Source organism: Streptomyces sp. NPDC051987 (assembly GCF_040680735.1).
Classification (GTDB): domain Bacteria; phylum Actinomycetota; class Actinomycetes; order Streptomycetales; family Streptomycetaceae; genus Streptomyces.
On the sequence record NZ_JBFAXI010000019.1, the window covers coordinates 26593 to 39313 of the forward strand.

At 71.6% G+C, this 12721-nt stretch carries 10 protein-coding genes; 7 read left to right on the plus strand and 3 right to left on the minus strand.

From position 1 onward, the window contains the following. Positions 1-93 precede the first annotated feature (93 nt). Positions 94-1734 (minus strand): carboxylesterase family protein, encoded by a 1641-nt coding sequence (locus tag AB0M11_RS13185; protein WP_365704563.1) that lies wholly within the window; start codon positions 1732-1734, stop codon positions 94-96. 953 nt (positions 1735-2687) lie between these two features. Continuing rightward, the gene (locus AB0M11_RS13190) at positions 2688-3425 is read right to left on the minus strand and encodes an SDR family oxidoreductase (RefSeq protein ID WP_365704565.1); all 738 of its coding nucleotides are present in this window, start codon (positions 3423-3425) and stop codon (positions 2688-2690) included. A gap of 102 nt (positions 3426-3527) precedes the next feature. Between AB0M11_RS13190 and AB0M11_RS13195 the strand changes: the two genes are divergently transcribed. Next, positions 3528-4382: a LysR family transcriptional regulator gene (locus AB0M11_RS13195; protein WP_365704676.1), complete on the plus strand. Its 855-nt coding sequence runs from the start codon at positions 3528-3530 to the stop codon at positions 4380-4382. A 93-nt stretch (positions 4383-4475) separates the two neighbouring features. On the opposite strand, the gene AB0M11_RS13200 is transcribed toward AB0M11_RS13195, so the two are convergent. Continuing rightward, positions 4476-5225, minus strand: coding sequence for a hypothetical protein (locus tag AB0M11_RS13200; protein WP_365704567.1), 750 nt, complete (start codon positions 5223-5225; stop codon positions 4476-4478). A 295-nt stretch (positions 5226-5520) separates the two neighbouring features. On the opposite strand from AB0M11_RS13200, the gene AB0M11_RS13205 reads away from it, so the two are divergent. The 6 genes from AB0M11_RS13205 to AB0M11_RS13230 all read left to right on the plus strand — a co-directional run bounded on the left by AB0M11_RS13205 (position 5521) and on the right by AB0M11_RS13230 (position 12685). Continuing rightward, positions 5521-6834 (plus strand): ABC transporter substrate-binding protein, encoded by a 1314-nt coding sequence (locus AB0M11_RS13205; RefSeq protein ID WP_365704569.1) that lies wholly within the window; start codon positions 5521-5523, stop codon positions 6832-6834. A gap of 98 nt (positions 6835-6932) precedes the next feature. Continuing rightward, positions 6933-8960 carry an ABC transporter permease gene (locus AB0M11_RS13210; RefSeq protein ID WP_365704571.1) on the plus strand — a complete coding sequence of 676 codons (2028 nt, stop codon included), beginning with the start codon at positions 6933-6935 and terminating at the stop codon, positions 8958-8960. Next, a complete protein-coding gene (locus AB0M11_RS13215) occupies positions 8957-9772 on the plus strand; it encodes an ABC transporter ATP-binding protein (RefSeq protein WP_365704573.1) in 816 nt (271 codons plus the stop codon). Before AB0M11_RS13210 ends, AB0M11_RS13215 begins: the two co-directional genes overlap by 4 nt. Continuing rightward, positions 9769-10482, plus strand: coding sequence for an ABC transporter ATP-binding protein (locus AB0M11_RS13220; protein ID WP_365704575.1), 714 nt, complete (start codon positions 9769-9771; stop codon positions 10480-10482). Before AB0M11_RS13215 ends, AB0M11_RS13220 begins: the two co-directional genes overlap by 4 nt. Positions 10483-10606: 124 nt before the next feature. After that, positions 10607-11461, plus strand: a complete 855-nt coding sequence (locus AB0M11_RS13225) for an alpha/beta hydrolase (RefSeq protein WP_365704576.1) — start codon at positions 10607-10609, stop codon at positions 11459-11461. 150 nt (positions 11462-11611) lie between these two features. Further along, positions 11612-12685 carry an AraC family transcriptional regulator gene (locus AB0M11_RS13230; RefSeq protein ID WP_365704577.1) on the plus strand — a complete coding sequence of 358 codons (1074 nt, stop codon included), beginning with the start codon at positions 11612-11614 and terminating at the stop codon, positions 12683-12685. Positions 12686-12721: the final 36 nt, after the last annotated feature.

Below are 12721 nucleotides of genomic sequence, written 5' to 3' on the forward strand. Positions count from 1 at the left end.
CGCCGACTGGCCGCCGCCCGCCGGCGCCGGCCGCCGATACCTGAGTGCCCGTGCCTCGTCCCCGCCTCGTCGAAGGCGCCCCCGGTGTCCGTCTCACCGGTCGTGTGCGACCGCCACGGTGTCCCAGAGCGAGCACTGGTGCTCCGCCGCGAACCGGGTGTCGTCGATCAGGACGCTCCTGCCGCCCGCCCGCAGGGACAGCGTCAGTCCCTTGCCGCCGTGGTACGCGGGCCAGGCGGCCTGCCGGGCGGCGTGCGGACGGCCGGTCCGGGTGAACGCGCCCCAGTACCGCGTCATCTCGTGGGCGAGCCGGCGTTCGGCGGCGTCGAACAGCGGGGCGATCGGCGTGCCGTTGTCGAAGCTGGGCCAGATGTAGGCGAGTTCCGCGGCGTGGCCGGCTCCCCAGACGTACCCCGGTATCTGCGTCAGGCCGGGACCGGTCCGGTGGGCGAACTCGTAGGAATAGGTGGTGGTGTACCGCTCGAAGGTCCGGACGAGCGAGCGTTGCCCGCAGCCGCCGATCCCGGCGATCAGCCCCGAGTCGGTCATGATCGCCCCGACGAGGTACGCCGCGGTGTACGCGTCGGACGTCGTGGGCCACGGGTAGCGGGCGAGGACCTCGTCGGCGCGGTTCCCGGCGACGCTCCGCACGAAGCCGAGGTAGGCGTCCTCGCCGGCTCCGATGTAGCCCAGGGCGAAGGTGCGGCCCTCGTCGCGGTTGGCGCCGACGAGCAGGGGCACGCGGGCGAACCGCCCGCTGTCCACCGCCTCGCGCACGTTGACCGGAAACGTCGGCGTCCCGTCCACGAAGGCGGCCGAGAAGGAACGGCTCGCGTCGAGGAGCGAACCCGCGGAAGCCGACCGCAGGCAGCCGAGGACGGCGGCCCGGTCGGTGGTGTCGCAGCCCGCCTGGCGGGCGAACGCCGTTCCGGCCGTCTCGGCCGCGGCCTGGGGCTCGCTGGGGCAGGAGCCGCTCTGGATCACGGCGCGGGCGAACAGACCGCGCGAGCCGGGCGACACCAGGTGTCCGCAGACGGACCAGCCGCCCGCGGACTCGCCGTCGATGGTGACCGCGGCGGGGTTCCCGCCGAAGGCCGCGATGTTGTGCCGTACCCAGCGCAGCGCGGCCTGCTGGTCCATGAAGCCGTAGTTGCCGGACTCACCGCCCTCGTCCGTGAGGGCGGGCAGTGCGAGGAAACCGAAGACGCCGAGCCGGTAGTTGAGCGAGACGCCGATGACGCCCGTCTCCCGGACGAGCTTCGACTCGTCGTTCTGCGCGCCGCTGCCGTTGGTCAGGCCGCCGCCGTGGATGAAGACGTGCACCGGAAGACGGGCACCGGCCCGCACCCCGGCCGGCCGCCACACGTTGAGGTCGAGACAGTCCTCCGTCTCGCTGCGCGGGCCGTTGCCGCTGGGCAGGACGGGGCAGGGGTTGCCGAAGGCGGTGGCCTGCCGGACGCCGGTCCAGCGGGCCGCGGGCCGCGGCGGCCGCCAGCGCAGGGAGCCGGTGGGGGCGGCCGCGTAGGGGATGCCGAGGAACCGCTCGACGCCCTGGGAGACGGCACCGCGCACGGCGCCCCGGTCGGTGGGCACCACGGCCGGCCCCCTCGCGGGCACCGGCGCGGACGTTTTTTCGGCCGCCGTCGCGGCCGCCGCCGCGGGCAGTAACCCCACGGCGGTCAGGGACAGCATCAGCGCGCCGCCCAGGACGGTACGGATTCTGCGGGCAGTCATGGGGACCTCTCTGCCGGGTCGCCGGTCGCGGTGGTGCGGCCGGCACAAGGGGGGGCGGGAACAGGCAGCGGAGGGTCGGCGGGCGACGCCGACGCTGCCGTGCCCGGTCGGCGGAAGCTCTTCGCCGGCGTTCTTCAGCGGAACCGCGCCGGATTCGGCCGTTTTCCGGGCGGCTTTCGCGCCGTCTTCCCGATCGCACGGCAGCCGCAGGGCCGCCGCACGGTCGAAGAGGCCGAATGTCGCCGTCTGCCGTGGAATGCGCGCGACAGGATCATTCGTCGAGTAGCGCTGTTCGCCGCTGCCGCAGCCGTGTCCGGCCTGGCCGAGCGCCTTCGGACCGGTGCCGCCGTGGACGAAGGACACCGTCTCGTCCAGCGTCGTCCGGGCGACGAGGGCGGCTGCCGCGGCGTCGTACCGATCTCCGACCGAGCTCCATGCGGGCTCCTCACCACTGACGTACTCGACGATTCGTGTCTGCGATGACCAGAATTCGCGTCGAAACAGGTGGCTCCACAAAAGATCGAACGGTCAAGGAGATTAAATTCGCGCATTCGATGCGTCAACCCTCTGGAATGCCGCACCTGTCGCACATAAATTGACGGCTGCGCAGAGGAGGTGACACGTGTCTCCACAGGACGAGGTCCTGGCCCGGGGCGGCGGGTCGGCCGGCGGCGGGCGCGACCCGATCGAACGGCTCGCCCGACCCGGCGTCGGCAACCGCGTCCGTGGCCATGGTGGGGTCCTCTCCTCGTACCTGATCCGCGACGCCGTCGGCGTACGGGGCACCTCGGCCCGGCAGGTCCGGCCGGGCGGGGCCGGGTTCCCCATCGCCCGTGGGCCGGGACCGGATTCAACCGCTCCGGCCAGGAAGCCGACCGCGGACTCGTGGCCGACGCCGTGCGCCGACCGCCGCCCCGCCGCCCGCTCACCGTGTGGTCACGGCAGGTCCGGCGTCACCAGGGGACGACGCCGTCGTCCTCGAAGAACGATCCCGTCGGGCCGTCGTCGGACACCGTGGCGAGCCGGATCGCCGTGACCGCGCCCTGCGCGGGGGTGCGGGGTCCGTGAAAGCCGGTGAAGTCGGTCGCGACCAGCCCCGGACAGACGGCGTTGATCCGGAAGTTCGTGCCGGCGAACTGCCGGGCGTACTGCACGGTGACGGCGTTGAGGAACGACTTCGAGGGTGCGTAGGCCGCCATGACCGGGCCGATCTCGATGTCCGGATCCGCCTGCCGGGTCAGGGAGGCGACGGCACTGGAGACGTTGACGACGCGGGGCGACGCCGAGCGCCGCAGCAGCGGCAGCATCGCGTTGGTCACCCGGATGACACCGATGACGTTCGTCTCCACGACCGTACGGACCACGTCGAGATCGAGCGTGGTCGGGTCCTGCACCCACCCCGGCCCCGTCTCTCCCGAGACGCCGGCGTTGTTGACCAGGACGTCCAGGCGTCCGGCCTCCCGTTCGACCAGTTCCGCGGCGTCCGTGACGCTCTGGTCACCGGTCACGTCCAGCGGCACTCCGAAGGCGTCCGCCCCACCGGCGCGCAGCTTCTCGACGGCGGCTTCACGCCGGGCCTCGTCGCGGGCCCCCACGCCGACGCGGTATCCGAGGGCGCCCAGCCCGGCCGCGATCTCGTACCCGATCCCCTTGTTCGCGCCGGTCACCAGCGCGATCTTCGTTTCGCTCATGCCGTCGATGCTCGCTCGCGGCCGGGCGGCGCAGCCAACACCGATGCGGTGCCCTGTCATACCCGGCGGGTATCACCGACGTACGCTGCGGCCATGGACACCTTGGAGACCCGCGAACTGAGGTACTTCCTGGCCGTCGCCGAGGAACTGCACTTCGGTCGCGCCGCCGCGCGCCTCGGCATCGCCCAGCCACCGCTGTCCCGCGCGATTCAGCAGCTCGAACGGCGCCTGGGAGTCTCCCTGCTGGAACGCAACCGACGCGGCGTCACCCTGACCGGCGCCGGGGAGGTGCTGCTGCACGAGGGCCGCGCGGCCCTCGACGCGACCACCGCCGCCGTCCGCCGCACGCGTCGGGCCGGCGGCGCCGACGGTCCGGGCGGCCCCCGCAACCGTCTGGTGCTGGCGGTGAAGGCCGGCGCGTCCCACGAGCTGCTGCACAAGCTCCTCGACGCCTACGCGGCCGAGCCCGGTGCCGCCGAGGTCGAGGTGCTGCCGAGCGGCACGTGCGAGCAGGAGGACATGCTGCGGGACGGCCGCGCCGACGTGGCGCTCATGCACAAGCCGTTCAACTCCCTCGCCGGGTTCGACAGCGAGGAGCTGCTGACCGAGGGTCAGATCGCCGTCCTCCCGGCTGGCCACCCGCTGGCCGCGCGCGGCACCCTGTCCCTGGCCGACGTCAGTGACATCCCCGGTCTCCCGCTGGCCCGCTGGCCCCGCAACGGCGTCTACCCGCCCGGCCCGGGTCCCGAGATCCGCGACCAGACGCAGCTGGCCCAGCTGATCGCCCTCGGACGCACCGTGGCCGTCTTCCCCGAGTCCGCCCGCGCCTGGCTGTGGGCCGAGCACACCGCCGTCCCACTGACCGACGCGCCTCCCGTGGTCACCCACATCGCCTGGCCCGCGCACAGCCGCTCCCTGCCCCTCGCCGCCCTGATCCGCACGGCCACCCGGCTGTGACCGCCGCCCCCGGCCGGTCCGCACGCGTACGAGCCGTCGCGACCGGGGGCCGGCCTTCGGCGCGCTCATCGACGCAGGGGCGTGCGAACCCGCCTACGCCGGTTCGGTGAACTGGTCGAACACCGTCACGGCGGCGCGGGTGGCGAGTGACCAGCGGTCCTCTCCTTCCGGATCCTCCAGGTTGGGGTGTCCGGCGATCCAGCGCATATGGAAGCCGTCGAGCAGGGCGGCGATGGTGGTGGCGAGGTGTTCGACCTTGTAGGGCGCGCGCATGCGCAGCCCGTAGGCGTCCAGCAGCGCCTGGTATGCCTCGCAGGCGACCTCGGTGAACGATTCGCCGTAGTGCCCCAGGGCGTCGCGGACGCGCGGGTTGGCGGCACTGGCGTAGAAGGCGAGCAGCACGCGGTAGATCGGGTCCACGCGGTGGTTCTCGTGGTTGTCCGTCAGGACGTCGTTGAGAACCTCCTGCCAGGTCGTGCCGTTGTCGACCGCCTCCTTGAAACGGCGGACGCTCTCCGCCAGCCCCGGGACCAGTTCGGCCTGCCGGCTGGTGAGGTGGAAGAGGAGATCGGCCTGGAAGTCGGCCTGGGCCGGCCATATCTGGTAGATGGATCCGGTCGTGATCGCCGGTGCGGTGTCGTCGCCCAGCCTCTCCCGCATGATGCGGGTGGCTTCCTCGGTGACCCGCTTGACCCGGATATGGGCAAGGGCTGCGGAGACAGCCGCCTCGCTCGTGTCGGAGGTGCCGGCGCAGACGAGCCGGGTGGCCGCTTCCAGCATGAGGGCCCGGGTCTCTTCGGGTGAGCGCCGAGGGAGCCTGCGTCGCACGGCGTGCTCCGTCATGTCTTCTCTCCCATTACATGATCGTTAACTCGGTGTGAACCGGGGCGTTGACAGGGCGCCAGCGTACACCTAGATTCCCGATCCGTAAGAAAGTTACGGAACTCGAAGGCGCCGACCACCTGGCCCTTCGACGCTCCTCGGGCTGGACCGAGGCGCCGGTCATCCCGGTGCGCTCCCCTGCCTTCCCGTGCCTTCCCCTCCCCTCCCCTCTCCTGCGCTCCTCTGTCTTCCGCGCTCTCCCCGCATGCCGTGCCAGGGCACCGCCCTGCCGTTTTCCGATCCTGGAGGATCTCGCATGCCCTCACTTGCACGCCCTCTCAGACTCGGCCTCGTCTCCGCCGCCGTGGCGCCCCTGCTGGGCGTCGCCGCATGCGGCGGGTCGGGCACCCACGCCCCCTCGTCGACCGGCGCCTCCGGGGGCGGCTCCTCCGCGGCTGCGGACTCCCGCTCCGCGAGTGACGTCGTGACCGACTACCTCAGCTACGTCGGCGGCAAGGCGGGCAAGGCCGACTCCGGCCTCGCCCCGGTCACCCTGGGCTGGGTGAACGTCGAAGGCGGCCCCGGCGGCAACCCCGAAGCCACCCTGGGTGCCCGCGCCGCCGTGAAGTACGTCAACGACAGGCTGGGCGGCATCGGCGGGCACCCGCTGAAGCTGAACGTCTGCACCGTGGTCTCCGCCGAGGAGGAGGGGCAGAAGTGCGGCCAGCAGATGCTCGGCGACAAAGAGGTCTCCGCCATCGGCGTGGGCAACCTCTACCTCGGAGACGCGTCCTTCAACTCCGTGATCGCGGGGAGGAAGCCCGTGCTGGTCGGAGTGGCGACGGGCCCGACCATGCCCACCGCGAAGAACACCTTCAGCACGTTCGGTGACCTGCCGCACATCTTCGGCACCTGGGGCACGTACGCCCGTGACGTGCTGAAGGCGAAGACCGCGGCGGTGATCCACACGAACACACCCGGTGACAAGATCGCCTCCGGGGCGGCGGTGAAGGGCCTGGAAGCCGCTGGTCTGCAGGTGAAATCCGTCGGATTCGACGCGCAGTCCACCGATCTGATCGGCCCGGTCACCGCGGCCGGGGCGAACACCGCGGACGTCGTGGTCCCGATCTCCGTCGGGGGCGGATGCGTCGGGATCGCCAAGGCACTGAAGCAGCTCAACGTCACCAAGCCGGTGGTCTCCACGCCGCTGTGCCTGTCCCCCGATGTCGCCCAGGGGCTCGGCGGGGACCTGCCCACCTGGACGTACGGCGTCGCCCAGACGCTGCCGATGGACTCCTCGGCCGCCGACTCCAAGGCGTTCCTGAAGGCCTCGGCGCAGGTGGGGCTGGGCAAGGACGACCAGACCAAGGTCTTCGCGCCGCTGGGCTGGAGCACGATCCTGACGTACGCGAAGGTGCTCGACGCCATCGGCCCGGACAAGATCACCCCCGCGTCGGTGACCGAGCAGCTCAAGAAGTTCCCCGGGCCGGTCATCATGGGCGCCGCACAGGTCAAGTGCGGCAAGTACCCGGACGCCCCCGCCGTCTGCAACGACCAGGCGAGGTTCTACCAGTACGAGGGCAAGGGCCAGTTCAAGCCCCTGACCGACTGGATCCGCCCACCCCAGTGAACCCCCGCCCGCCCCGCCGCCGAGGCTGCAGCCCTCGCAGGACGCAGCCTCGGCAGCGCGGACTCGCGGATGTGCGGGCTCATGACAGGAGTCATGAATTGGAACAGATCCTGCTCTTCGCCGTGCTCGGCCTCGGCCAGGGGGCACTGATCGCCGGCATCGCGCTCGGCGTGGTGGTCACCTACCGGGGCTCGGGCATCATCAACCTGTCCACCGGCGCGACAGCCATGGCCTCGGCCTACGCCTTCTGGGCCCTGACCACCGGTTTCTTCGGACTCACGCTGTCCGTGGGACCCGCTCTCGCCGGAGCCCTCGCGGTCGCGCTCGCCGTCGGAGTCCTGACAGAGGTGGCGGTCTTCAAGCCGCTGCGCACCGTCTCGCCCCTGGCCAAACTCGCGGCCTCCCTCGGCATCCTGCTCACCCTGCAGGCCACCGTCCTCCTGGTCTTCGGAGTGCAGCCGCAGCAGGCACCGAGCATCCTTCCGGCCGGCACCGTCACCGTGTTGGGCGTCACCACACCGTCCGACCGCTTCGTCCTGGCCGGACTGGTCGTCCTGATCGCCCTGGTCCTCGGGGCCCTGTACCGCTGGAGCCGCTTCGGCCTGGCCACCCGCGCGGCCTCGGAGAACGAACAGGCCGCGCTCCTGGCAGGCCTGTCACCCAACAGCGTCTCGATGGCCAACACGCTCCTGGCCGCCCTGGTCGCCGGGCTCCTCGGTGTCCTGGCCGCACCCATCGTCCAGGTCGACTCCATGACGCTGCCCCTGCAGGTGGTCCCGGCCCTGGCCGCCGCACTCTTCGCCGGGTTCACCTCGCTGTGGATCGCCTGCACCGCGGGCATCCTCATCGGGGTGCTCCAGTCGATCGTGTACTACCTGTCCACGCAGAGCTGGTTCCCCACCGACAACGGCAACGCCATGCCCGGCCTCCAGCAGCTCCTCGTCTTCGCCCTGATGGTCGTCGCCCTGTACGTGCGGGGTGCCGGTCTGCCGCGCCGCGGTGAACTCGTCGAACAGCGGCTGCCCGCGGTACCCCTGCCCGAGCGGCTGCTGCGTCCCGCCCTGATGGCCACCGCGGTCGCCGCCGCCGCACTGGTGGTGCTCCCGTTCGACTTCCGCCAGGCACTCACGAACTCGTTGATCGGCATGGTCATCGTCCTGTCCTACGTCGTCATCACCGGCTACGTGGGACAGATCTCCGTGATGCAGCTCGCGCTCTCCGGAACCGCGGGCTTCGCCCTCTCCCACCTCTCGGTCCGGATGGGGATCCCCTTCCCGTTCTCCGCCCTCGGCGCGACGGTGCTCGCCACCCTGCTGGGAGTGGCCGCGGGCGTCTCCGCCCTGCGGGTGCGGGGTGTGAGTCTGGCCGTCGTCACCCTGGCCGCGGCCCTGGCCATGGAACAGGCGCTGTTCAACAACACCTCGTTCGGCGGAACGGCCGGAGTGTCCGTGCCCGCGCCCCGCCTGTTCGGGGTCGACCTCGGGCCGAACGCGGACTTCCGCGGCCTGGACGGCAACGAACCCAGCCCCATGTTCGGCTTCCTCGTCCTGGCCGTCACTGTCGCCCTCGGACTGTACGTCGCCCATCTCAGGCGTACCGGACTCGGCCGGCGGATGCTCGCCGTCCGCTCCAACGAGCGCGCCGCCGCGGCAGCCGGAGTCGACGTGCGGGCGGTGAAGATCGCCGCGTTCACGATCAGCTCCTTCATCGCCAGCACCGCCGGCACCCTCTACGGCTACAACTTCGGCTCGGTCAGCGCCGCCCGGTTCACCGCACTGGCCGCCCTCAGCCTGATCGGTTTCGCCTACATCGGCGGCATCACCAGGGTGTCCGGAGCCGTGATCGCGGGGCTGATGTCCACCGAGGCGCTGCTGCCCCACGCACTGGACAAGTGGTTCGGGATCAAGGGGACCTGGGCCCTGCTCTTCGGCGGCGTCTCCCTGATCGTGACGCTGATCGCCAATCCCGACGGCATCGCGGGCGCCGCCCACCGCCGGAGGACGGCGAAGAGGGCGAGACGCGCGGCGGCCACGACGGGACCGTCGGCCGGCAGCGCATCCGTCGTCGACTCCCCACAGATCCGCCTCGGCCGTACCCCTGCCGACGCCAAGGAGGTCGCACCGTGAACGTGCTCTCTGTCCAGCAGCTGGGCGTCAGCTACGGCGGCGTCCACGCGCTCAGCGATGTCTCCCTGGAGGTCGGCGAGGGCCAACTCGTCGGTCTCATCGGCCCCAACGGGGCCGGCAAGACCACCTTCGTGGACGCCGTCACCGGCCTCGTCGCGGCCCGGGGAAAGGTGGAACTGGACGGCAAGGACCTGACCGGACGGCCGCCCCATGTACGGGCCCGGCGAGGACTCGCCCGCACCTTCCAGAGCAGCGAACTCTTCGAAGACCTCACGGTCGCGGAGAACCTCCAGGTCACGGCGGACCCTTCGACGTGGTGGACCGCGCTCGGCGAGACCTTCGGGCGCCGCCCGTCCCCGAACCCCGCTGTCCCTCAGGCCCTTGCGGCCCTGGGACTCGAGGACCTGGCCGACGCCTCGGCACACGAACTGTCCCAGGGCGGACGCAAACTCGTCGGCGTGGCACGGGCCTTGGCAGCCCGGCCCCGCATCATCTGTCTCGACGAACCCGCGGCCGGCCTGGACACGACGGAGAGCGCCGAACTGGGACGCAGACTGCGCAACGTCGCTGAAACCGGCACCGCGCTGCTCCTCATCGACCACGACATGAGCCTCGTGATGGGCATCTGCGACCACATCGTCGTCCTGGAGTTCGGCAAGGTGATCGCCTCCGGGACACCGGCACAGGTCCGGACCGACCCCGCCGTCGTCACCGCCTACCTCGGGGCGTCCGCCCTCCAGCCCGCCGCCGCGTCCGCCACTTCGCCCGACGGCTCCGCCCAGGCCCTGACCAGCACACCGGAGACACCATGAGCACCCCAGTTCTGAAGGTGGACGGTCTCACCGCCGGATACGACGGAGCCGCCGTCATCCGCGGGATCGACCTCGAAGTGGGCGCGGGAGAGGTCGTCGCCCTCCTCGGGGCCAACGGCGCGGGCAAGACCACGACGCTCAAGAGCGTCTCCGCGCTGCTGCGCCCCCTGGCCGGCACGATCACCTTCAACGGAACGGACCTCGCCAGGATCCCGGCGGCGACCCGTGCCCGCCTCGGCATCGCCCACGTGCCGGAAGGCCGAGGCATCTTCTCCGGTCTCACGGTGGCGGAGCACCTGCGTCTCGGTCACCGGGGCGAGCGCCTCGACCAGGCCGCCGCCCAGCGTTACTTCCCCGCCCTGTCCCGCCTCCAGGACCGCAAGGCGGGGCTGCTCTCCGGCGGCGAGCAGCAGATGCTCGCCATGGGACGAGCCCTGGCCCGCAGCCCCCGGCTGCTGCTGCTCGACGAGCTCAGCCTCGGCCTGGCACCCATCATCGTCGAGGAGCTGCTGCCCATCGTCAGGCGCTACGCCGACGACACCGGCTGCGGGGTGCTGCTCGTCGAACAGCACGTCGGCCTCGCCCTCGACATCGCCGACCGCGGCTACGTCCTCTCCCACGGCGAGATCACCGCGCACGCCACGGCCCGGGAACTCCGGGCCGACCAGTCCCGGATCGTCGCCGGCTACCTCGGCGAGCGGCACACCTGACCCGGCCGGGCGGCGGCAACCGCCGTGCGCCCCGACCTCCGTGAGCTGAACTGCCCGGGCCGGCCCGCCCCCTGCGACTCGGCCGGACGCCCGGTGCTGCCCGCGTACCAAGACAAGGAGTCCGATGTTCACCTTCGACAGCGAAGACGGCGTCCAGATCCACGTGCACGAGTGGAAGCCGGACACGCCCCCGCGAGCCGTGGTGCAGATCGCCCACGGCATGGGAGAGCACGCCGGCCGTTATGCCCCACTCGCGGCAGCACTGACCGCTCAGGGCTGTGCCGTCTACGCCAACGATCACCGCGGACACGGGCTGAGCAGGCACGCCGAGCCCGGCCATCTCGGGGACGACGGCTGGAACCGACTGGTCAGCGACATGGTCGCCCTGTCGGAGGCCATCCGCGAGCAGCACCCCGGCCTGCCCCTGGTGCTGCTCGGACACAGCCTCGGTTCCTTCGCCGCACAGCAGTACGTCCTCGACCACGCCCACCTGATCGACGCACTCGCTCTGGCCGGTACCACCGCGGTCGACGTCATGCTCGCGGCACAGGCGCGGCAGGCCGCGGAGGGAGGAGACCCGTTCCTCGCGCTCAACGAGGCGTTCCAGCCCGCCCGCACGCCGTTCGACTGGCTCAGCCGGGACGAGGCGGCCGTCGACGCCTACCTCGCCGACCCCCTGTGCGGCTTCAGCCTCGACGCCCAGGGCATGGCCGACATCACCCTCGCCTCGGCGTCACTTGCCCAGCCCAAGGGCATCCCGGCGGACCTGCCCGTCTGCGTCCTGGTCGGGGATCACGACCCGCTGAACGCCGATCTCTCCCTCAGCAACCTGCTCGTCGAACGCTACGGCGAGGCCGGCCTCGTCGACGTGACCTATCTCGTTTATCCCGCGGCCCGCCACGAGCTGTTCCACGAGACCAACAGACAGGAGATCGTCAGCGACCTGCTGGCCTGGCTGGACCGCGTCCTCACCCGCTGACCCCGGCGCCGGAGACAGCGTCCCCAGGACCGCGAACGGCGACGGGGCGGGCACGGGACGCCAGGGGCCGTACAGGGGACTCGGGGGGCCAGGTCTGCGACCGGTGCTGCCCGGCTGCCTACAGTGGTGGCCGAGGAGAAGGTGAGTGCGATGTCCCTTGCCCCCGGCCCGGCGAGCCCGCCGGGGACCAGCCGCAGCACATCGGCGACGATCCAGCCGAACATCCTGCGTCATCTCGTCGCGGTCGCCGACGCGCGCGGCATCGACCTGCGGCCCCTGCTGAAGCAGGTCGGGCTGGACGAGACCGTCATGCGCTCCGCCGCGCTGAGGGTGTCCTACCGGCAGGGCAGCGCGGTGATCCGTCGCGCGCTGGAGCTCACCCAGGACGAGCACCTGGGGCTCAAGGTGGGTGCGGCACAGCATCTGACCGCGTGGGGCCTGCTCGGCTTCGCCCTGATGGCCGACGACACCCTGCGGCACGCCATCGAGACAGGGGTGAAGTACCAGAACCTGTCCGGGGCGATGGTGGTGTGGTCGGCCGCTACGAGCGAGGAGGACGACGCCTTCGTGCTGCGCGCCGACCTCCCCGATCCGGCCATCGACCCGGCTGTCGCCGTCTTCCTGATCGAGGAGGGGCTCGCCTCCGTGGTCACGCTGTCCCGGCTGTCCGTCGGCCCCGCCTTCGCACCGAAGGCGGTGGAGTTCGCCTGCCCTCCGCCGCACCGGAGCGACCTGCACGCTGCCCTGTTCGGCTGCCCGGTCCGTTTCGGCGCCCCGGCCAACCGCATGGTCGTCGACCCCGCGTGGGCCCGAGCTCCGATGCCCGGCCGGGATCCGGTGACCTACGCGTCGACTCTGGAGATGCTCGACGCGCAGATGGCCGCACGCCGCGGCCTCCAGGACCTGCTGGAGGTTCTGGAGATCTCCGTCGCCCAGAGCCTCCCGGCGATCCCCTCGTTCGCCGAGCAGGCACGACGGCACGCGACGAGCGAGCGGACGCTGCGTCGCCGGCTGGCCGACTGCGGCACGACGTACGAGGCACTTGTCGAGGGAGTGCGCCGGGAACGCGTCGAACAGCTGCTGCTCCGACCCGAACTGACGTTGCGTGACATCGCCCGCCGGGCCGGGTTCTCCGACGAACGCGCACTGCGCCGCGCGGTGCACCGCTGGCACGGCACCTCACCGGTCCATCTGCGCGAGCGGATGCGTTCGGATCGCCTCTGAGTCCTGAGTCCTGAGTTGTGGGCCCTGAGTTGTGGG